Genomic DNA, 20,523 nt, shown 5'->3' with positions numbered 1-20,523 from the left:
CCCATCGGCGCGGGTCTTCCGAGCTCGGGATCAGCCCAGGTCCGGCGCGTGCATCGCCCGGACGCCCTCGATGTTGCCGTCCAGGTAGTGCCGCAGCGACAGCGGCACGAGATGGACGGCGGCGATCCCGATCCGGCTGAACGGCACCCGTACGACGTCGTACTCACCGCACGGATCGTCGATCTCGGGACCGTGCCGCCGGGACAGGTCCATCGAGTCCAGCCGGCAGACGAAGAAGTGCTGGACCTTGACACCCTTCACCCCACCGCCCTCGATGTGTTCCACGGTGTCGACGAAGCAGGGGACCACATCGGTGATCTTGGCGCCGAGCTCTTCGTCCACCTCGCGGTGGAGTGCGTCGACGACGGTTGCGTCCTCGGGCTCGACCCCGCCGCCCGGCGTGAGCCAGTACGGATCCACCCCCGGCTTGGTGCGCTTGATGAGGATGAGGTCGTTGCCGTCGAGCAGGATGGCGCGTGCGGTGCGCTTGACCACAGGACGTTCGGTCATGGCAAGAGAGTGGCCCACAGAACCCTTTCTGAAACACCCGCCCTGCCGTTGGGTCACCAATCGACGGCAGCACGCACCAGCCACTCGTGGGCCCGCGCGATATGCGGCAGTGCGAGCGTGCCGGTCCGTGCGACCAGGAAGTAGGTGCGCAGCGGTGGCACGGGCGGGTCCAGGAGGGCCACCACCTCGCCGCGCTCCAGTGCCCCCTCGCACAGATAGCGCGGCAGTACAGCGAGTCCGGCGCCCGCCGCAGTGCACTCCAGGACCGCTCGAAGATCCGGCGCGATGACGGTGCCCGCTGCGGCCGGCCGGCCGTCGAAGACGGCGGCCCAGTAGCGGGAGACGAGCGGAAGGCTCTCATGCACCTCCACCACCGGCAGCTGCTGAAGCGCCGCGGGCCCCTTGTGCCGCAGCGCCCCGGGACCGAGGCGTGCCGCCCAGCGCGGGGCGGCGACCAGCACGTGCTCTTCGTCGCAGAGCGGAGTCGCGGTGAGCAGACCACCGCGCGGCCGGCCTGTCGCAATGGCCAGATCATGATGTCCGGCGGCGAGGCCCTCCAGCGCCTCCTCGGAATTGGCGAGGAAGGTGCTGCGCAGGGCGAGGCCTTGGGGAAGGAGCGGAGTGAGCGCGGGCAGGGCCCGCAGCGAGGTGAATTCCGGCGGGCCGGCCAGATGCAGCGTCCGTACGACCGACTCCTCGTCGAGCCCCGTCTCGGCGATCTCGACCAGTGCGTCCAGATGGGGAGCCGCCCGGTGCGCGAGCTCGTCGCCCATGGTGGTCGGGGTGACGCCGCGGGCCCTGCGCAGGAAGAGCGGGCGGCCCAGCTGCCGTTCCAGCGTGCGTATCTGCGAGGTGACCGCCGGCTGGGAGAGACCGAGCAGCGCGGCGGCCCGGGTGAAGGAACCGGCCCGGTGCACCGTGACGAATGTGCGCAGCAGGGCCAGGTCCATGTCCGGTTCCCTCCCGCCTTTTCGACGCGTCCGACCCGAACAATCATAAATATGTCGATAGGTCGCTGTCGCTACGGTGATTGGACACTGACGCAGAGTCAATTAGCCTTGTCCAGGCGGTTCTTCGCGTGCGGAACCGGGACGGTCCGAGCCACGAGGGGGGAGGCTCGGACCGTCCGTACCGCTGGGTTCTCCTCTGTCCTGGTGTCCTGTCCGGGCGTCTAGCCCATCGCCTCGTCCAGGGCCCGCTCCACGTCGGCGATCAGGTCGTCCGCGTCCTCGGCCCCGACCGAGAACCGGATGAAACCGTCCGGAACGGCGTCGCCGCCCCAGCGAGCCCGCCGTTCGGCGGTGGAGCGCACGCCGCCGAAGCTGGTGGCGTCGTCCACCAGCCGCAACCCGGCAAGGAAGCGCTCCGCAGTCTCGCGGTCGGGCAGCACGAACGACACCACGGAGCCGAAGCGCCGCATCTGCCGCACGGCGACCGGGTACGAGGGGTCGGTGGGCAGCCCGGGATACCGCAAACCGGTCACCTCCTGCCGTTTGCCCAGCGCCTCGGCGAGAACCAGCGCGGTCGCGCACTGCCGGTCGATGCGCAGCTCCAGGGTGGCCAGCGAACGGTGCGCCAGCCAGGCTTCCATCGGGCCGGGGATCGCCCCGACGACCTTGCGCCAACGCCGTACACCCGCAGCCAGCCCCGGATCCCGGCAGGTCACATGGCCGAGCAGGATGTCGCCGTGCCCAGTCATGCCCTTGGTGTCACTGGCCACGGAGAAGTCGGCGCCCAGTTCCAGAGGGCGCTGGCCGAGCGGGGTGGCGAGCGTGTTGTCGACGGCCACCAGAGTGCCGCCCGCGTGCGCGGCGTCGATGACCCGCCGCAGGTCGCAGACGTCGAGTCCCGGATTGGACGGCGTCTCGATCCACAGCAGCCGGGCCCCTTCCAGGACCGCAAGCTGTCCGTCGCCCCCGGTCGGCGCGGTCCGTACCTCGATCCCGTACGCCTCCAGCTGCTCACGCACCAGAGGCAGCGCCTGATAGCCGTCGTCGGGCAGGACGACTGTGTCGCCGGTACGTGCCTGCGACATCAGCACCGCTGATATCGCGGCCATTCCGGAGGCGAACACCGTGGTCTCGACGGCCTCTCCCGGCGCTTCGAGCTCGCCGATGGCTCGTTCCAGATGGGTCCAGGTCGGGTTGGTGTCCCGTCCGTAGGTGTACGGACCGGTCGGCTCGCCGGAGAGATGGAAGTGTGCGGCGAAGACCGGACCGGGCAGGGTGGGTTCGTACTGCTCCGGTTCGGGAAGGCCTGCCCGTACCGCCCGAGTGCCGTCGCCCATGGTGCTCATGCTGTTCTCTCTGTTCTCTTTGGTATGCGCGGTGTCGGATCAGTCCTCGTCGGGCAGGACCATGTTCAGTGCCCAGGACACGATCGAGATGATGAGCCCGCCGAGCACGGCGGTCCAGAAGCCGTCGACGTGGAAGCTGAGATTGAACTGGCCCGCCAGCCAGGAGGTCAGCATCAGCATCAGCGCATTCACCACGAGGGTGATCAGCCCCAGTGTGAGGATGAACAGCGGCAGGGTGAGCACCTTCACGATCGGCTTGACCACGAAGTTCACCAGCCCGAAGAGCAGGGCGACCAGGATCAGGGTGAGCACCTTGCGACCGGTGCTGCCGCCCGACAGCGTGATGCCGTCCAGCAGCCAGATGGCCACGGCCAGCGCACCCGCGTTGGCGATCGTCTTGACTACAAAATTCTTCATGTGTCTGATCGTGGCAGACATGATCGGTGGCGGACACCGGCTGAACAGAAGCAAGGAGCGGACGGGCCATGAAGGCATTCAGACTGGACGAACTGGAGGCGGAACGTGCCGCCAACGACGGCGCGTATCTGCAGTTCCTGCGGGAGCGGAACATGTCCGTCGGCCTGTACGCGCTGGATGCCGGCGAACTCGACCCGCAGCAGCCGCACCAGCAGGACGAGGTCTACTTCATCGTCAGCGGTCGTGCCTCGATCACCGTGGGCATGGAGACCACGCAGGTGGGCAGGGGAAGCGTGGTGTACGTGCCGGCCGGGGTGGCCCACAAGTTCCACCACATCACCGAGGATCTGCGGGTCATGGTGGTCTTCTCTCCGCCTGAGAGCTGAGACCGTCCCTCAGGGATTCCTCGGGGTTCGGTCAGGGGAGATCAAGGGCTCCGGAGCCCCCGCCGACGGCCCCCGCGCCTCTAGCATCGAGTCAGGTACTCACAGGAATGAGGTAGGGACGATGGCTGTGCGGGAGATATTCGCGGGGATGCCCTGGTGGGTGAAGTGGGTCGCGGTGCCCGTCATCGCGATCGTGGTGTTCGGCGGTCTGATCGCCAGCGTGATCGGGTTCGTGATCGGTCTGCTCTTCAAGGTCCTGGTCTTCGTCATCCTGGTCGGTGGCCTCGTTTTCGTCGTACGGAAGTTCATGTCCTCCTCGTCCTCGCGCGGCGACTGGTAGGGGCGGGCGGTCACCAGTCGGGCAATTAGCCCAGCTGGGCTAAGCGCAGGACGAAAAGACGCCCCCTGCTTACACGGCCGATACAGTGGCTGTCCGCTGCCGCCACCTGGGAATTAACTGTCCGTCACCACTGTGACCAGTGGATTGCGCGTACGTCCGGGCTCCGGACCTCAGGTTTGCGGTAGGACCGTGGGGGCGGCCCCCACGGACGGGCCGACCGCCCGTCGCCATGCCTGGGGGTGACTTTTGACCACGGCATCGAGCACCGCTGTTCCGACGTTGATCGGTTCGGTTCAGCGGGCGTTGAGGCTGTTGGAGGCTGTGGGCGCCCATCGGGACGGGGCGCCCGCGAAGCAGCTCGCACGGGAAGCAGGACTTCCACTTCCTACCGCCTATCACTTGCTGCGCACCCTCACTCACGAGGGCTACCTGCGCCGCGAGAACGGCGTCTTCCTCTTCGGTACTGCGGCTGAGCGGCTCGTCGACGACGGCTGTCTGCAGAATCGTCGCAGCAGAATGACCCAGTCGCTGGCCCGCTGGCGCGACATCATCGGCGCGCCGGTCTACTGCGCCGTCTACCGCGAGGGTGAGATCGAACTCATCGCGGTCGCCGACGCCCCCCCGGCACCCACGGTGGACGAGTGGGCCTCGTTCCGGGAGACCGGGCATGCTCATGCGCTCGGCCAGTGTCTGCTCAGCCGGCTCGACGAGAAGGCCCGTGAGGACCATCTGGACCGTCACCCCGTGCAGCCGCGCACCCGCTACTCGTTGCGGGACCGACCGGCGCTTCTTGAGCGCTTGAGGTCGCTGGAGCGAATGGAACCTGTCATCGAACGACAGGAGTACGCCCTGGGGACGGTCTGCGCGGCCATCCCGATCACGGCCGGATTCACTGCAGCCGCCATGGCGATTTCCATGCCACTCGACCAAGAAGATCGATTGCTCCCCGCAGTCGAACGACTACGAAGTGAAGTGGCGAGCCTCTTGCGTTCGTTCGTGTTCTCTATCAGTATCTGAAAAATCACTCCTTGTGATCTGCTATCGCGTGCACCACGATGGCGTCAATAGGGCCAGGGGGGATCGTTCCTGGCCAGATTCATCTACTGCGGGGTTGGACGATGCGCGAGTCGGTTCAAGCTGAGGTCATGATGAGTTTTCTCGTTTCCGAGGAGCTCTCATTCCGTATCCCGGTGGAACTCCGGTACGAGGTGGGCGATCCGTATGCGATCCGGATGACCTTCCACCTGCCCGGCGACGCCCCTGTCACCTGGGCTTTCGGCCGCGAGCTGTTGCTGGACGGCCTCAACAGCCCCAGCGGCGACGGCGATGTGCACATCAGTCCCACGGAGCCCGAGGGGCTCTCCGACGTCCACATCCGGCTGCAGGTCGGGACGGATCGCGCCCTGTTCAGGGCCGGTACAGCGCCACTCGTCGCGTTTCTCGACCGCACGGACAAGCTCGTGCCCCTCGGGCAGGAGTGCACGCTGAGTGACTTCGAGGGCAGCCTGGAAGAGGCGCTGGGCCGGATCCTGGCCAAGGAACAGAACGCCGGCTGAGGAAGACTGCGTGCACGGCCCACCGGCCGATCGAACGTCGTATCTGCCGAACGGGTGATATGTGCTCCGCGTCGAGGTGCTCAATGCCTCGCCCTGCGACGCCGGCCCCTCCCGCCCCGCACGGGTGCCGAAGCTCCTGCTTCCGCGCCGAGCCCTGTGCGGTCCGCGGAGACGACCAGTGCCGCGAGCGCCGTAGTCACCGGCACCGAGGCGACCAGTCCGATCGAGCCGACCAGCGTCCGGACGATCTCCTCCGCCACCAACTCGCTGTTGGCCACCGCCCCCACGCTGCTCTGCGCGATCGAGAACAGCAGCAGGAGGGGAAGCGCGGCGCCCGCGTAGGCGAGTACCAGCGTATTGACCACCGAGGCGATGTGGTCGCGACCGATCCTGATCCCTGCCCGGTACAGCTTTCGCGCACCCATGGCCGGGTCCGCCTGGTGCAGCTCCCAGACCGCCGATGTCTGGGTGACCGTCACGTCGTCGAGCACACCGAGCGAACCGATGATGACGCCGGCCAGCAGCAGGCCGCTCATGTCGATGTGCGGGTAGAGGCCGTGGATCAGACCGGTGTTGTCGTCGGTGTTCCCGGTCAGGCTCGCCCAGCCGATGAAGAGCGAACCGAGCAGCCCGATCAGCAGCAGTGAGATCAGCGTGCCGATGACCGCGACCGAGGTACGGGCGGTCAGACCGTGGCACATGTAGAGCGCGATGAGCATGATCGCGCTGGCCCCGATGACTGCGACGAGCAGCGGATTCGACCCTTGCAGGATCGCGGGGAGGATGAACAGGGTCAGTACGGCGAACGACACGGCGAGCGCGACCAGCGCCATCAACCCACGCATTCTGCCGACGACGACCACTGCGAGAGCGAAGATCCCGGCCAGCAGTGCCATCGGGAACTTCCGGTCCACATCCGTCACGGAGTACTGCAGGTCATGGGGCGCGTCCGGGGCGTACGCCACGACCACCCCCTGACCCTCGCGCAGCTGCCGGGGGGCATCGGGCTGAACGATCTCGACGAACGTGCGCCCCTTGTCGTGCCCGGTCGTCACCTCGACCGTGGCCTTCTCGCACAGACCTGGTTCCTGGCCGGCGCCCGCGCCCCCCGATGGCGTGGTGGTGCCGCCCGTGACCGGTGTCTGCGCGGCGTTCACGTCCTTGCAGTCGACCTTGTCGACGCTCACCACCTTGCCCTGCTGGGTCTGCCGGTCGAAACCGACACCGGTGCGCTCGTGCGCGGGTGCACCGCCCGGCCAGAGGACCATCAGGCCGACGACGACCGCCGTGGCGAAGGGGATCAGCACGGCCGCGATGACCTTGCGCAGATGTTTGGAGACCGGTGCAGCGGGGCCATGGCTGTGCGAATGCCCGTGCTGATGGTCCTGTGATTCGGGGGGGCTCTGGAGGGACGTCACCGGGCGATCATCGCAAGAAGCTACAGGCCCTCTGTCCAGCACGCCGGAACAGGCGCTAGCGTGGTGGCACCTTTGCACACGCGGGAGCTCGGAGCACCGGGCTGAGAGGGCGCTGATATCCGTACATCCGTACGGGACAGGCTGCGCCGACCGCCGAACCTGTTACCGGGTAATGCCGGCGTAGGGAGTAGGTCTCATGACCACATCGGACGCACGCACGCCTGCCTCGAATCAGAGCGACGAGGCCGGAAAGTCCATCGGCTGGCACAAGGGATACGTCCAGGGCCCGCGCCCGGACCTCCAGGTGCCGGTGCGAAAGGTGCACCTCACCAACGGCAAGGACGTGACGCTGTACGACACGTCGGGGCCGTACACCGATCCCGCCACCGAAACCGACGTACGTCGCGGTCTCGCACCCCTGCGCGAGAACTGGATCATTGCCCGTGGCGACACCGAGGAGTACGCGGGCCGCCCCGTCCGCCCCGAGGACGACGGGCTCAAGCACACCTCGCCGCGCGGCGGACTGCGTAACCTCGACGCCGTCTTCCCCGGCCGTCCGCGTCAGCCGCGCCGCAGCCGTGACGGGCAGCCCGTCACCCAGCTCGCGTATGCCCGCCGGGGCGAGATCACCCCGGAGATGGAGTACGTGGCGATCCGGGAGAACGTCGAACCCGAGGTCGTACGCGAGGAGATCGCGGCGGGCCGGGCGGTCCTGCCGGCCAACGTCAACCACCCGGAGATCGAGCCGATGATCATCGGCAAGCGGTTCCTGGTGAAGGTCAACGCCAACATCGGCAACTCCGCGGTCACTTCCTCCATCGAGGAGGAGGTCGAGAAGATGACCTGGGCGACGCGATGGGGCGCCGACACGGTCATGGACCTCTCCACCGGCCGCAATATTCACACCACCCGTGAGTGGGTGCTCCGCAACTCCCCCGTGCCGATCGGCACCGTGCCCCTCTACCAGGCCCTCGAAAAGGTCGACGGCAGGGCGGAGGAACTGACCTGGGAGATCTACAAGGACACCGTGATCGAGCAGGCCGAGCAGGGCGTCGACTACATGACGGTCCACGCCGGCGTGCGGCTGCCGTATGTCCCGCTCACCGCCCGGCGCAAGACCGGGATCGTATCCCGCGGTGGGTCGATCATGGCCGCGTGGTGCCTGGCGCACCACAAGGAATCGTTCCTGTACGAGAACTTCGAGGAGCTCTGCGAGATCCTCGCGACGTACGACGTGACGTATTCGCTGGGCGACGGACTGCGCCCCGGTTCGATCGCCGATGCCAACGACGAGGCGCAGTTCGCGGAACTGCGCACGCTGGGCGAGCTCAACTCGGTCGCCAAGCGGTTCGGCGTCCAGACCATGATCGAGGGCCCGGGCCATGTCCCGATGCACAAGATCAAGGAGAACATCGACCTCCAGCAGGAGATCTGCGAGGAGGCGCCGTTCTACACGCTCGGCCCGCTGACCACCGATATCGCCCCTGCGTACGACCACATCACCTCGGGCATCGGCGCGGCGATGATCGCCTGGTGGGGGACGGCGATGCTCTGTTACGTGACGCCCAAGGAGCACCTGGGCCTGCCCAACCGGGACGACGTGAAGACGGGCGTCATCACCTACAAGATCGCGGCCCACGCCGCGGACCTCGCCAAGGGGCACCCGGGGGCGCAGGACTGGGACGACGCACTGTCGGACGCGCGGTTCGAGTTCCGCTGGGAGGACCAGTTCAACCTGGCACTCGACCCGGACACCGCGCGGGAGTTCCACGACGAGACGCTGCCGGCCGAGCCGGCGAAGACGGCCCACTTCTGTTCGATGTGCGGCCCGAAGTTCTGCTCGATGAAGATCAGCCGAAGCATCTCGGAGCAGTTCGGCGGCGACGAGCCCGCGGCGACCGAGGCCGAGATCGCCGAGGGCATGATGAAGAAGTCGGCGGAGTTCGCGGCCGCCGGCAACCGGGTGTACCTCCCGCTCACCGACTGAGTGGCCGTACCGGAACGGCCCGCGGCCCCCGGAGACCACCGGGGGAGCCGCGGGCCGCTCCACCGGCCACCCGCCGGCTGTCGGTGGTAGCCGTCACGGTTCCCGCGTGTGCCGGGCCGGATGGGGAGGCGCAGAGGTGAGTGACGCTCCTGTCATGTCCTGGGAGACGGCCCTGGGTACGGATGACGATGTCCGGCTGCTCGGGGACGGCGAGGCGCATGGATTCAGCACGGACGGCACCACCGGCTGCGTCGCCGACGCCGCAGCCGTGCGGCCGGGAGAACGGCAGGCCACTGGAGCCCGGTGCGGTGGGTCACTGTGGCGAAGGTGCACGTTGTAGAGCTCTTCGTGCGCGGTGTCCACGAGGCAGACCGGGTCGCGGCGCCCGGTCAGTCCGGTTCGTGTTCCGGGCCGCCGAATTCCGGGCTGGTGAAGTCCGGGCTCGTGAACGACGGGCGGGGGCCTGCCGCCGGCCCGTCGTCCGGCCCCGTGAAGTCCGGTCTGCTGTAGCCGATCTTCGGGATTCGGTTGGCCGACGGTTGCGGTGCGCGCGATGCGGCACGTGCGGTGGGATCGGCGAGTGCGTCGCGCAGGAACGGCAGGATGCCGCGCTCCAGCAGCGCATGACGCCAGGCCTCCCTGGCGCGCGCCACCTCCTCCGGCAGCTCGTCCTCGGCGTCCTCGGCGGGCAGCGCGGTCGATCCGTTGCGCAGCGCCGTAATGAGCAGTCCGACGGCGGCGGCCAGTATCGCGGCCGCAGTGACTGCCGCGAAGAACCACCCGGCGGCGACCATGGTGTCGGCGAACGAGGGGGGTCGGCTGAGCATCTTCAGCAGGTATCCGACCAGCAGGAAGATCAGTGCGGCGGTGCCCGCGAGCATCGGCGCCAGGACCGTGACGACCGCCCCTATGCCGGCGCCCGGCCGGTCCGGATCGTCCGCGTCGGAGCCGAGGCCCGAGCCCTGGGCGGAGTCGGCGGCCGGTCCGCGCAGCTCTTCGCGGGCCTTCACATAGTGGTCGTACTCGGTGGCCGCCGCCGTGGTGATCAGCGCCGTGGCGTTCAGTGCCATGGTGCGCAGCTGTTCCGCGTTGAGCCGTTCGCCGACTCCGGCGAGATCCGGTCGTTCGTGAGCGTGCCGTAGCGCGTCACCGAGGATCCGCTCGTACTCGGGTCGGTCCTCGGCCAGCAGGTGCGGAGCGCTGTTCATGTGCATCCCCCGATGCTCCGTTGGGCCTGACTACCCGCTTTGGCCGGGCAGTTGGGCGGAAACGGAGGAGAGCCTGCTACTGATACGCCGATGGTAGAGCGCCCACGGCACGGGGTGACAGGGGGTTTCCGTAAATAGGCCCAGTGTTCGGCGTGGTCAGGTTGTGGATGCGTCTTCCCCGAAGACCGTCAGTCATGCAACGGCAGCTGGACGACCAGTAGCTTTCCGGCCATGGTCACGCCGCCGTCCATGGCGATCGCCAGCCCGTCCGCGTACACGTGCGGGCCCTCCACCACGGGGCCGGAGCTGTCCTCGCCGTCCTCCGAGCCGACCTCGCCGAGGAGATACGGAATGGGGCTGTGACCATGGACGATGCGCTGTCCGCCGTAGGCCGCCATCAGCTCCTGGACTGCCTGCGGACCCGACTCGTCGCGGAAGGCGAACCGCTTGGTGAGCTTGCGGAAGAGGTCCCAGCACTCGTCTGCGTCGTTACGCGTGAGAATGGCGTGCACGGTGTCATTGACGTCCTCGATGGTGGAGCCGTAGTCGAGGTACGCCGTCGTGTCGGAGTGCATCAGCAGATGCCCGTCCTCCTCGACGACCGCGTCGAGGCGGGACATCCACTGGAGGTGGTGGTCCTGGAGTCGCTCCATGTCGTTCTTCTGGCCGCCGTTGAGCAGCCAGGCGGCCTGGAACGTGGCAGTGCCGGCTCCGGAGTTCACCGGTGTGTCGCCGAACCGCTTGGCACCGATGAGCAGCAGTTCGTGGTTGCCCATCAGAGCTTTGCAGTAGCCGCCCGCGGCCGCCGCCTCGGCGGACAGGCGCATGACGAGTTCGATGACGCCGACGCCGTCCGGACCGCGGTCGGTGAAGTCGCCGAGGAACCAGAGCCGGGCGTTGCCCGCGGCCCACTGGCCCTCCGCGTCGATGAGCCCCTGTTCGGCCAGGGCGGCGTGGAGTTCGTCCAGATAGCCGTGGACGTCGCCGACGACGTACAGCGGTCCGAGCCCCGGGTCCTGGGCGGGCCGAGGGTCGGGGACGGTCTGCACCTGGACGGTGTCACCGAGGTTGATCACGGGAAGATCGCGCGCGGTGGGCGTGTAGCCCTCCGGCTCGTCCGCCGGAACGGCACTGCCCGGATGCGGCGGCGCCGTGGGTGGCACCGGAGTCTGCGCATAGGGCGGCACGCGGAAGTCACGCAACGTCGCCGTCCGCACCACGGGTTCCTGACCGGCCCCCTGTGTCATCGACCCCTCCACCACCGTCGCGCCGCCGTACACCTGACGGGCCCTGCTGGTCGGGGCGGTCCGCGGTGTCGTGCGCCCATCATAGGAATGCGGATCGTGCTGTGTGACGCACCAGGGGAGGTGAATCCGGGCGCACGCGAGGTTCACCACTCGATTTGTCCCAATTACGCTGATCAGTCCCCTGAAGGGGCCCGCGGGGCGCTGACCGTGGTGCGGGGCGGACGGCGTTGCGAGGACGTCCGCACGATGAGTTCTGTCGGTATGACCTGTTCCACCGGGCCGTCCTGGTCGACGCCTTCGATGGCGTCGATGAGGAGCTGGACGACCGCCGTACCGATCCGGCGCGGTTTGAGCGAGAGCGTGGTGATGGGCGGCTCGGTCGTCGCGTACACGGTGGACTCGCTGCAGCAGACGAGCAGCAGGTCCTCGGGGACGCGCAGGCCGTACCGGCGGGCGGCCGCCAGTAGATCGGTGCCATTGGGATCGAAGAGCCCGTAGACGGCGTCGGGCCTGTCCGGGCGGGCGAGCAGACGGTCGGCGGCGACCGCCCCCGCGCACGGGTCGTGGGCGGGGTAGGACTCGTACACCGGGTCCTGGCCCACGCGCTCGCACCAGTGGAGGTACGCGGTGGTGGAGAGGCGGGTGTACGTGTCGGTGGTGGTGCCGGTGAGGAGGCCGATGCGGCGGGCCCCAGCGGCGGCGAGATGGTCGAGGAGGTCGAGCACGGCGGCCCGGTGGTCGTTGTCGACCCAGGCGGTGACCGGGAGGGTCCCGGCCGGGCGGCCGTCCGAGACGACGGGCAGCCCCTGCCGGACGAGCTCGGTGACGACCGGGTCCTGGTCGGAGGGGTCGATGACGACAGTGCCGTCGAGGGCGACGTTCGACCAGACGTCATGGCGTGAGGTGGCGGGGAGGATGACGAGGGCGTAGCCGCGGGCGAGGGCGGCGGAGGTGGCCGCCCTGGCCATCTCGGCGAAGTAGGCGAATTCGGTGAAGGTGAAAGGTTCATCCCCGTACGTCGTCACGGTCAGGCCGATGAGGCCGGACTTGCCGGTACGGAGGGTTCGGGCCGCGGCGGACGGGCGATAGCCCAGACGCTCGGCGACTTCGCGGACATGGCGGCGGGTGGCGTCCGGGAGCCTGCCCTTGCCGTTGAGCGCGTCGGAGACGGTCGTGATGGAGACCCCGGCGGCGGCGGCCACATCCCGGATTCCCGCTCGTCCCTGCCGGCCGCCGCGCCGGGGGGTCTCCGTCCGGCTCACCTGGTGCTTCCCTGCTGCTGTCATGGCGAGCCGATAGTAGGGCTCGCGTGGACGGTTGGCCCGGCCGCATATTCACCCATCGACAGGCACGTTTCTGCATGGTCATGTAGTCACAAATGCCTTGTAAAACAAGGGTGTTGGCGGAGCGAACCGTAGTGTGTCATGAGCTGAGGAGGAAGGGCCTACTGAATGGTCGATGTTTCGAAGAGGTCTCAACTCACCTCTTCGGGGGATGCGCGCCACGGAGTGAGCCACCGGCGCGCGCCAGTACGAGGGATGCTCCCCCCATACCCGGGCCCACCGGACGATTCCGCTGCTCTGCCATTCGCAGCGGCGCGCAATCCTCATAAGGTGAGCAGTATTGATGTGTGCGACGGTCGAGGAGGACCTGCGGTGAGCGAGACGAGCCCCAAGCTGCGCGCCGAGCTGGACGGCGTCCCTGCCTATGTGCCGGGCAGGCCGGCGACGGCCGGCGGACCGGTCGCATTCAAGCTGTCCTCCAACGAGAACCCGTATCCGCCGCTGCCCGGGGTGATGGAGTCCGCCCTGGCCGCAGCCGCGAACTTCAACCGCTACCCGGACATGGCGTGCACCGGTCTGATGAACGAGCTGGCCGACCGGTTCGGCGTGCCCGTCTCGCATCTCGCCACCGGCACCGGTTCCGTCGGGGTGGCGCAGCAACTGCTTCAGGCCACCTCGGGTCCGGGCGACGAGGTCATCTATGCCTGGCGCTCCTTCGAGGCGTACCCGATCATCACCCAGGTCAGCGGAGCGACCTCGGTGAAGGTTCCGCTCACCGACGGCGAGGTGCACGACCTCGACGCGATGGCGGACGCGATCACGGACCGCACCCGGATGATCTTTGTCTGCAACCCGAACAATCCGACCGGGACCGTCGTGCACAGGGCCGAGCTGGAGCGGTTCCTGGACCGGGTGCCGGGCGATGTGCTCGTGGTGCTGGACGAGGCGTACAAGGAGTTCATCCGCGACGTCGACGTGCCGGACGGCATCGAGATCTACCGGGACCGGCCCAATGTGGCGGTGTTGCGGACGTTCTCCAAGGCCTATGGTCTGGCCGGTCTGCGGGTCGGGTTCGCGGTGGCCCACGAGCCGGTGGCGGCGGCGCTGCGCAAGACGGCCGTGCCGTTCGGGGTCAGCCAGCTGGCACAGGACGCGGCGGTCGCCTCGCTGCGCGCCGAGGACGAACTTCTCGGCCGGGTCGGCTCCCTGGTCTGCGAGCGCGTCCGGGTGCACAAGGCTCTCGTGGACCAGGGCTGGACGGTTCCGGAGTCCCAGGCCAATTTCGTCTGGCTGCGGCTGGGCGACCGTACGGTCGACTTCGCCGGGTTCTGCGAGCGGGCCGGTGTCGTGGTCAGGCCGTTCGCAGGCGAGGGTGTGCGGGTCTCGATCGGTGAGGACGAGGCGAACGACGTGTTCCTGAGGGTGGCGGAGGCGTACCGCAAGGAGCTGTAGCGCGGCGTGTCCGGCCCGGGTGTACCGGAAGGCCCCGTACCTCTCGTTTCTCGAGGTGCGGGGCCTTCGCGTGGAGCGTCCCGATAGGGACCCCCCTCGAACATCCCGAAAGCCTGTGCGTCATAATGCTTGTGAATGTGAACGCGTTCACAAGCGTGTCCTGTTTCTCCGGTGATCGGCCGGATTAACAGGGCGAACTGCCGCTGCGGCTACGGCGACGTAAGGAGAGACGACGTGGAGCTGGCTCTGGCGCCCGAGACCCTCGCGCGATGGCAATTCGGTATCACCACCGTCTACCACTTCCTCTTCGTTCCCCTGACGATCTCGCTCGCCGCGCTCACCGCCGGCCTGCAGACCGCCTGGGTGCGGACGAACAATCAGAAGTACCTCAGGGCGACCAAGTTCTGGGGCAAGCTCTTCCTGATCAACATCGCCATGGGCGTCGTCACCGGCATCGTCCAGGAGTTCCAGTTCGGCATGAACTGGTCCGACTACTCACGGTTCGTAGGCGACATCTTCGGCGCTCCGCTCGCCTTCGAGGCGCTGATCGCCTTCTTCTTCGAATCCACCTTCATCGGGCTGTGGATCTTCGGCTGGGACAAGCTGCCGAAGAAGATCCACCTCGCCTGCATCTGGATGGTCTCGATCGGAACCATCCTCTCCGCGTACTTCATCCTCGCGGCCAACTCCTGGATGCAGCACCCGGTCGGCTACCGGATCAACAAGGAACGCGGCCGGGCCGAGCTCACCGACTTCTGGCATGTCCTCACCCAGAACACCGCTCTCGCCCAGTTCTTCCACACCATCACGGCGGCCTTCCTGGTCGGCGGCGCGTTCATGGTCGGCATCGCCGCCTTCCACCTGGCGCGCAAGAAGCACATCCCGGTGATGCGCACCTCGCTCCGGCTCGGACTGGTCACCGTCGTGATCGCCGGTCTGCTCACCGCTGTCAGCGGTGACATGCTCGGCAAGGTCATGTTCAAGCAGCAGCCGATGAAGATGGCCGCGGCCGAGGCGCTGTGGGAGGGGCAGAACTCGGCCCCCTTCTCGATCTTCGCGGTCGGAGACGTGGCCAAGGGGCACAACACCGTGGAGATCTCGATCCCGGGGGTGCTGTCCTTCCTCGCGGACGACAACTTCAATTCGTACGTCCCCGGCATCAACGACATCAACAAGGCCGAGCAGGAACGGTTCGGCCCCGGCGACTACCGGCCCAACATCCCGGTCGCCTTCTGGAGCTTCCGCTGGATGATCGGCTTCGGCATGGCATCCTTCGGCCTCGGCCTGCTCGGACTGTGGCTGACGCGGAAGAAGTTCATGCTGCCGCCGGGGCTGCGGACCGGTGAGGACGAAGTACCGCACCTGGTCCTCTTCAAGAACAAGGCGCTCAGCCCGAAGCTCACCAGGCTCTACTGGATCGTCGCCCTGTGGACGCTCCTCTTCCCGCTGATCGCCAACTCCTGGGGCTGGATCTTCACCGAGATGGGCCGCCAGCCCTGGGTCGTCTACGGGGTGCTGCAGACACGCAACGCGGTCTCCCCCGGCGTCTCGCAGGGCGAGGTACTCACCTCGATGATCCTCTTCACCCTGCTCTACGCGGTGCTCGCCGTGATCGAGGTCAAGCTGCTTGTGAAGTACATCAAGGCCGGACCGCCGGAACTCACGGAGTCCGACCTCAACCCGCCCACCAAGATCGGCGGCGACCACGACGACGCCGACCGGCCGATGGCCTTCTCCTACTGAGAGCAGAGGAGCTGAGAGATGGAACTCCACGACGTCTGGTTCGTGCTCATCGCCGTCCTCTGGATCGGCTACTTCTTTCTGGAGGGATTCGACTTCGGGATAGGTGTCCTCACCAAGCTGCTGGCCCGTGACCGCAAGGAACGGCGGGTTCTGATCAACACGATCGGGCCCGTCTGGGATGGCAACGAGGTGTGGCTGCTCAGCGCGGGCGGCGCGACGTTCGCTGCCTTCCCCGAGTGGTACGCCACGCTGTTCTCCGGGTTCTACCTGCCGTTGCTGATCATCCTGCTCTGCCTGATCGTGCGCGGTGTCGCCTTCGAGTACCGGGCGAAGCGGCCCGAGGAGCGGTGGCAGACCAACTGGGAGAACGCGATCTTCTGGACCTCGCTGATCCCCGCCCTGCTCTGGGGTGTGGCCTTCGGGAACATTGTCCGGGGCGTGAAGATCAACGCCGACATGGAGTACGTGGGCAACGTCGGGGACCTGCTCAACCCCTACGCGATCCTCGGCGGACTGGTCACTCTCTTCCTCTTCACCTTCCACGGTGCGGTGTTCGCGGGGCTCAAGACTGTCGGGGACATCCGGGAACGGGCGCGGAGGCTGGCACTCAAGCTGGGACTGGTCACCGCGGTGCTCTCCCTCGGCTTCCTGATCTGGACCCAGGTCGACCACGGCGACGGCTGGAGTCTGCTCGCGATGATCACCGCCGTGGTGGCGCTGGTCGGAGCGATCGGTGCCGTCGCGGCGGGGCGCGAGGGCTGGTCGTTCGCGCTCTCCGGGCTGACCATCGCGGCCGCGGTCGCGATGCTCTTCCTGGCGCTCTTCCCGAACGTCATGCCGTCCTCGCTGAACGACGCCTGGAGCCTCACGGTCACCAACGCCTCGTCCACCCCGTACACGCTGAAGATCATGACCTGGTGCGCTGGGATCGCTACTCCCGTGGTGATGATCTACCAGGGCTGGACTTACTGGGTGTTCCGCAAGCGGATCGGTACACAGCACATCGCTGAAGCGCACTGACGCGCCGGGGACGTGCCCCGGCGGCTCGCGGCCGAGCCCGATCCGCCGGACACGTCCTGGGGACGGTCCGACACGTCCCGCCTGGTCCACCACCCGAGCTCATTGGGGATGTTTCACGTGAAACCGATCGACCCGCGCCTTCTCCACTACGCCCGTGCCACCCGCCTCTTCCTGGCGGCCGTGGTAGCACTCGGAGTGGTCGGGGCGGCGCTGGTCATCGCCCAGGCCATGCTCATCGCCGAAGTGGTGGTGGGCGGGTTCGAGGACGGGCTGACCGTTACCGAGCTGTGGACCCCGCTGGTGCTGCTGGCGGCTGTCGCGCTCGGTCGGGGCCTGGTCTCCTGGCTGACCGAGCTCGCCGCCTACCGGGCCAGCGCGGCGGTCAAGTCCGAGCTCCGCGGCCGGTTGCTCGACCGTGCCGCGGCGCTCGGACCGGACTGGCTGAGCGGGCAGCGCACCGGCTCTCTGGTGGCGCTTGCCACCCGCGGTGTCGACGCGCTGGACGACTACTTCGCGCGCTATCTGCCACAGCTCGGGCTCGCGGTCGTCGTGCCCGTCGCGGTCCTTGCCAGGATCGTCACCGAGGACTGGGTCTCGGCCGCGATCATCGTCATCACGCTGCCGCTCATCCCGCTCTTCATGATCCTGATCGGCTGGGCCACCCAGTCCCGGATGGACCGCCAGTGGCGGCTGCTCTCCCGGCTCTCCGGACACTTCCTCGACGTGGTCGCCGGACTGCCGACACTGAAGGTCTTCGGCCGGGCCAAGGCCCAGGCCGAGTCCATCCGCACCATCACGTCGCAGTACCGCCGGGCCACCCTGCGGACTCTGCGGATCGCGTTCCTGTCCTCCTTCGCCCTGGAACTTCTCGCCACCCTGTCGGTGGCGCTGGTCGCCGTCACCATCGGCATGCGGCTCGTGCACGGCGAACTGGACCTCTACACCGGCCTGGTGGTGCTGATCCTCGCGCCCGAGGCATACCTGCCGATCCGGCAGGTCGGGGCGCAGTACCACGCCGCCGCCGAGGGGCTCTCGGCCGCGGAGGAGATCTTTGCGGTCCTGGAGACCGAGGTGCGGGCGGGCGGCACGGCGGACGTCCCGCAGTCGCTGAGGCTGGAGCTGGAGGGGGTGACGGTACGGCACGACGGGCGTACCGCTCCGTCGCTGGACAGGGCCTCGCTGGTGGTCGAGGAGGGGGAGACCGTCGCCCTGGTCGGCTCGAGCGGAGTCGGGAAGTCCACCCTGCTCCATGTGGTGCTGGGGTTCGCGGAGCCCGACGAAGGGCGGGTGCGGGTCGGCGGCGCGGATCTGGCGGCACTTGCGCCCGAGCTCTGGCGGGAGCGGATCGCCTGGGTGCCGCAGCGCCCGCATCTCTTCGCGGGCACGATCGCGGAGAATGTACGGCTGGCCCGGCCGGACGCCGACGACGGTGCGGTGACGGCGGCGTTGCGGGACGCAGGGGCGTACGACTTCGTGGTGGACCTTCCCGACGGTGCGCAGACACTGCTCGGCGAGGACGGCGCGGGACTCTCCGCCGGCCAGCGGCAACGGCTCGCGCTTGCCCGGGCGTTCCTCGCCGACCGGCCGCTGCTGTTGCTCGACGAGCCGACCGCGAGCCTGGACGGCGAGACGGAGGCGGGGATCGTCGACGCGGTACGGAGGCTGGCAGCGGGCCGGACCGTGCTGCTCGTCGTGCACCGGCCGGCGCTGCTCGCGGTCGCCGACCGGGTGGTGACACTGGAACCGGGCGTGGCACCGGAACGCACGACGGCCACGGAGCCGGTCGGGGTGGACGGACCGGCGCGCGCCTCCGATGACGTACCCGACGGCATGCGGGAGCCCGAGGCGCTGCGGGAGACCACGGCACGCTCCGGCCAGGTGCTCGCCCGGGTCCGGGGCGCCGCAGGAGAACACCGCGGACAACTGGCGCTTGCACTCCTGCTGGGCAGCCTCGCCCTGGGCTCGGCTGTCGGGCTCATGGCCGTCTCCGGCTGGCTGATCTCCCGCGCCTCCGAACAGCCTCCGGTGCTCTATCTGATGGTCGCCGTGACCGCGACCCGTGCTTTCGGGCTCGGTCGCGCCGTCTTCCGCTACGCCGAGCGTCTCGTCTCGCACGACGCGGTGCTCAAGATGCTCGCCGAGCTGCGCGTCGCCGTGTACCGCGGACTGGAACGCATCGCGCCGGCCGGGCTGGCCCGGACCCGGCGCGGAGACCTGCTGTCCCGGCTCGTCGCCGATGTGGACGCGCTGCAGGACTACTGGCTGCGGTGGCTGCTGCCCGCCGGGACCGCGGCGGTTGTGGGGGTGGCGGCCGCCGGGTTCACCGGCTGGCTGCTGCCCCAGGCGGGCCTCGTGCTCGCTGTCGGGCTGCTGCTGGCCGGGGTCGGGGTGCCGCTGGTGACCGGCGCCTGCGCCCGCCGTGCGGAACGTCAACTGGCGCCCGCGCGAGCTGATCTGGCCACCCGGATCACCGATCTGCTCGGCGGGACGGCCGAGCTGACCGTCGCGGGTGCTCTGCCCGCACGTTCGGCGCGGACCCGCGAAGCCGACGGCGTCCTGACCCGGATCGCGGCCCGGGCGGCAACGGCCACCGCGCTCGGGGGCGGGCTCTCCGCAGTGATCTGCGGTCTGACGGTTGTCGCTGCCGCACTCATCTCCGTGCCGGCCGTCCTCGACGGACGGCTGGCGGGAGTGGAGCTCGCGGTGGTGGTGCTCACTCCCCTTGCCGCGTTCGAGGCCGTGACCGGCCTGCCGCTCGCCGTGCAGTACCGGCAGCGGGTCAAGCGGAGTGCGGAGCGGGTGTACGAGGTGCTGGATGCCCCGGTACCGGTGCTCGAACCTGCCGCCCCGGCCGATCCACCCGCCTCTCCCTTCCCGCTGGAGGTGAGCGGGTTGGCGGCCCGGTACGCAGGAGCGTCGCGGGATGCCCTGAACTCCGTCGACCTGACTCTGACCGCCGGTCGGCGCATCGCCGTCGTCGGCCCTTCGGGCTCAGGGAAGACCACCCTCGCGCAGGTCCTGCTCCGCTTCCTGGACGCGCGGTCGGGGACGTACCGGATCGGTGGTGTGGAGGCCTCTGCGTTGGACGGCGACACTGTCCGGCGGTTCGTCGGGCTGTGTGCCCAGGACGCCCATGTCTTCGACAGTTCCATCCGGGAGAACCTGCGGCTGGCCCGTACCGGTGCGACGGACGACGAACTGCGGGCCGCCCTCGCGCAGGCACGGCTGCTCGACTGGGTGCAGGCGCTGCCCGACGGGCTCGACACGCTCGTCGGCGAGCACGGAGCCCGCCTCTCCGGTGGCCAGCGCCAGCGGCTCGCGCTCGCCCGGGCGCTCCTCGCCGACTTCCCCGTGCTCGTCCTGGACGAGCCCGCAGAGCATCTCGACCTGGTGACGGCGGACGCCCTGACGGCGGATCTGTTGACCGCCACCCAGGGCCGCACAACGGTTCTGATCACCCATCGGCTGGCGGGGCTCGAGGCGGTCGACGAGGTCGTCGTGATGGACGCGGGCAGGATCGTGCAGCGCGGTCCGTACACCGATCTCGCGACGATGGAGGGGCCGTTGAGCCGGATGCTGGAGCGCGAACAGGAGACCGTACGGATCCCGGCTCCCGCCGGGCGGGCGTAGAAGCACACGGGCGGGCCCGTCGAGCAGGGG

General features: G+C 68.5%; 18 protein-coding genes and 1 riboswitch. Of the genes, 10 read left to right on the top strand and 8 right to left on the bottom strand.

Going from position 1 to position 20,523, the window contains the following annotated elements; translation table 11 throughout:
- Positions 1-30: 30 nt before the first annotated feature.
- The 4 genes from ACFU6I_RS15645 to ACFU6I_RS15630 form a co-directional block, all read right to left on the bottom strand.
- Positions 31-510, bottom strand: a complete 480-nt coding sequence (locus tag ACFU6I_RS15645; protein ID WP_037702185.1) for an NUDIX domain-containing protein — start codon at positions 508-510, stop codon at positions 31-33.
- Between the two features lie 53 nt (positions 511-563).
- Positions 564-1,460: a LysR family transcriptional regulator gene (locus ACFU6I_RS15640; RefSeq protein WP_384366083.1), complete on the bottom strand. Its 897-nt coding sequence runs from the start codon at positions 1,458-1,460 to the stop codon at positions 564-566.
- A gap of 221 nt (positions 1,461-1,681) precedes the next feature.
- The gene (locus ACFU6I_RS15635) at positions 1,682-2,806 is read right to left on the bottom strand and encodes a cystathionine gamma-lyase (protein ID WP_384366080.1); all 1,125 of its coding nucleotides are present in this window, start codon (positions 2,804-2,806) and stop codon (positions 1,682-1,684) included.
- A gap of 39 nt (positions 2,807-2,845) precedes the next feature.
- Entirely contained in the window at positions 2,846-3,223 is a 378-nt protein-coding gene (locus ACFU6I_RS15630; RefSeq protein ID WP_384366077.1) for a phage holin family protein, read from the bottom strand.
- 68 nt (positions 3,224-3,291) lie between these two features.
- Here ACFU6I_RS15630 and ACFU6I_RS15625 point away from each other — a divergent pair, with 68 nt between their 5' ends.
- From ACFU6I_RS15625 to ACFU6I_RS15610, 4 genes are all read left to right on the top strand, one after another.
- Positions 3,292-3,609, top strand: a complete 318-nt coding sequence (locus ACFU6I_RS15625; protein ID WP_037702197.1) for a cupin domain-containing protein — start codon at positions 3,292-3,294, stop codon at positions 3,607-3,609.
- Between the two features lie 127 nt (positions 3,610-3,736).
- On the top strand, positions 3,737-3,949 hold the full coding sequence (locus tag ACFU6I_RS15620) for a DUF5326 family protein (RefSeq protein ID WP_345512737.1): 213 nt from the start codon (positions 3,737-3,739) through the stop codon (positions 3,947-3,949).
- A gap of 246 nt (positions 3,950-4,195) precedes the next feature.
- A complete protein-coding gene (locus ACFU6I_RS15615) occupies positions 4,196-4,966 on the top strand; it encodes an IclR family transcriptional regulator (RefSeq protein ID WP_384366074.1) in 771 nt (256 codons plus the stop codon).
- A gap of 101 nt (positions 4,967-5,067) precedes the next feature.
- A complete protein-coding gene (locus tag ACFU6I_RS15610; protein WP_266983651.1) occupies positions 5,068-5,505 on the top strand; it encodes an SsgA family sporulation/cell division regulator in 438 nt (145 codons plus the stop codon).
- Between the two features lie 80 nt (positions 5,506-5,585).
- On the opposite strand, the gene ACFU6I_RS15605 is transcribed toward ACFU6I_RS15610, so the two are convergent.
- A complete protein-coding gene (locus ACFU6I_RS15605) occupies positions 5,586-6,923 on the bottom strand; it encodes a YibE/F family protein (RefSeq protein WP_384366071.1) in 1,338 nt (445 codons plus the stop codon).
- 70 nt (positions 6,924-6,993) lie between these two features.
- A riboswitch (TPP riboswitch) is annotated at positions 6,994-7,127 on the top strand.
- On the opposite strand from ACFU6I_RS15605, the gene thiC reads away from it, so the two are divergent.
- Both thiC and ACFU6I_RS15595 read left to right on the top strand, forming a co-directional pair.
- Positions 7,120-8,910, top strand: coding sequence for a phosphomethylpyrimidine synthase ThiC (gene thiC, locus ACFU6I_RS15600; protein ID WP_384366068.1), 1,791 nt, complete (start codon positions 7,120-7,122; stop codon positions 8,908-8,910). It overlaps the preceding riboswitch by 8 nt.
- Positions 8,911-9,016: 106 nt before the next feature.
- Entirely contained in the window at positions 9,017-9,250 is a 234-nt protein-coding gene (locus ACFU6I_RS15595; protein ID WP_384366065.1) for a DUF4241 domain-containing protein, read from the top strand.
- Positions 9,251-9,299: 49 nt separating this feature from the next.
- Here the strand turns inward: ACFU6I_RS15595 and ACFU6I_RS15590 are convergent, their stop codons facing one another.
- The 3 genes from ACFU6I_RS15590 to ACFU6I_RS15580 all read right to left on the bottom strand — a co-directional run bounded on the left by ACFU6I_RS15590 (position 9,300) and on the right by ACFU6I_RS15580 (position 12,651).
- A complete protein-coding gene (locus ACFU6I_RS15590) occupies positions 9,300-10,124 on the bottom strand; it encodes a hypothetical protein (RefSeq protein ID WP_384366062.1) in 825 nt (274 codons plus the stop codon).
- A 182-nt stretch (positions 10,125-10,306) separates the two neighbouring features.
- Entirely contained in the window at positions 10,307-11,365 is a 1,059-nt protein-coding gene (locus ACFU6I_RS15585) for a metallophosphoesterase (protein ID WP_384366059.1), read from the bottom strand.
- Between the two features lie 173 nt (positions 11,366-11,538).
- Positions 11,539-12,651 (bottom strand): LacI family DNA-binding transcriptional regulator, encoded by a 1,113-nt coding sequence (locus tag ACFU6I_RS15580; RefSeq protein ID WP_266983641.1) that lies wholly within the window; start codon positions 12,649-12,651, stop codon positions 11,539-11,541.
- A gap of 369 nt (positions 12,652-13,020) precedes the next feature.
- Between ACFU6I_RS15580 and hisC the strand changes: the two genes are divergently transcribed.
- From hisC to cydD, 4 genes are all read left to right on the top strand, one after another.
- Positions 13,021-14,100, top strand: a complete 1,080-nt coding sequence (gene hisC, locus ACFU6I_RS15575) for a histidinol-phosphate transaminase (RefSeq protein ID WP_384366056.1) — start codon at positions 13,021-13,023, stop codon at positions 14,098-14,100.
- A 234-nt stretch (positions 14,101-14,334) separates the two neighbouring features.
- The gene (locus ACFU6I_RS15570; protein WP_384366053.1) at positions 14,335-15,843 is read left to right on the top strand and encodes a cytochrome ubiquinol oxidase subunit I; all 1,509 of its coding nucleotides are present in this window, start codon (positions 14,335-14,337) and stop codon (positions 15,841-15,843) included.
- Between the two features lie 18 nt (positions 15,844-15,861).
- Positions 15,862-16,863 carry a cytochrome d ubiquinol oxidase subunit II gene (cydB, locus tag ACFU6I_RS15565; RefSeq protein ID WP_384366050.1) on the top strand — a complete coding sequence of 334 codons (1,002 nt, stop codon included), beginning with the start codon at positions 15,862-15,864 and terminating at the stop codon, positions 16,861-16,863.
- Between the two features lie 117 nt (positions 16,864-16,980).
- A complete protein-coding gene (gene cydD, locus ACFU6I_RS15560) occupies positions 16,981-20,493 on the top strand; it encodes a thiol reductant ABC exporter subunit CydD (protein WP_384366047.1) in 3,513 nt (1,170 codons plus the stop codon).
- The last annotated feature ends 30 nt before the right edge of the window (positions 20,494-20,523 follow it).

Source organism: Streptomyces sp. NPDC057486 (genome assembly GCF_042802415.1).
In the GTDB taxonomy this organism is placed as follows: domain Bacteria; phylum Actinomycetota; class Actinomycetes; order Streptomycetales; family Streptomycetaceae; genus Streptomyces; species Streptomyces yanii.
The sequence above is the reverse complement of the archived record's forward strand: the minus strand, read 5'-3'. Positions and strand labels throughout refer to the sequence as shown.

Coding starts and splice junctions, on each gene's coding strand:
- ACFU6I_RS15625 (WP_037702197.1), top strand. CDS start 3,292: ATGAAGGCATTCAGACTGGACGAACTGGAGGCGGAACGTGCCGCCAAC.
- thiC (WP_384366068.1), top strand. CDS start 7,120: ATGACCACATCGGACGCACGCACGCCTGCCTCGAATCAGAGCGACGAG.
- ACFU6I_RS15640 (WP_384366083.1), bottom strand. CDS start 1,460: ATGGACCTGGCCCTGCTGCGCACATTCGTCACGGTGCACCGGGCCGGT.
- ACFU6I_RS15585 (WP_384366059.1), bottom strand. CDS start 11,365: ATGACACAGGGGGCCGGTCAGGAACCCGTGGTGCGGACGGCGACGTTG.
- ACFU6I_RS15580 (WP_266983641.1), bottom strand. CDS start 12,651: ATGACAGCAGCAGGGAAGCACCAGGTGAGCCGGACGGAGACCCCCCGG.
- ACFU6I_RS15590 (WP_384366062.1), bottom strand. CDS start 10,124: ATGCACATGAACAGCGCTCCGCACCTGCTGGCCGAGGACCGACCCGAG.
- cydB (WP_384366050.1), top strand. CDS start 15,862: ATGGAACTCCACGACGTCTGGTTCGTGCTCATCGCCGTCCTCTGGATC.
- ACFU6I_RS15610 (WP_266983651.1), top strand. CDS start 5,068: ATGCGCGAGTCGGTTCAAGCTGAGGTCATGATGAGTTTTCTCGTTTCC.
- ACFU6I_RS15645 (WP_037702185.1), bottom strand. CDS start 510: ATGACCGAACGTCCTGTGGTCAAGCGCACCGCACGCGCCATCCTGCTC.
- ACFU6I_RS15630 (WP_384366077.1), bottom strand. CDS start 3,223: ATGAAGAATTTTGTAGTCAAGACGATCGCCAACGCGGGTGCGCTGGCC.
- ACFU6I_RS15635 (WP_384366080.1), bottom strand. CDS start 2,806: ATGAGCACCATGGGCGACGGCACTCGGGCGGTACGGGCAGGCCTTCCC.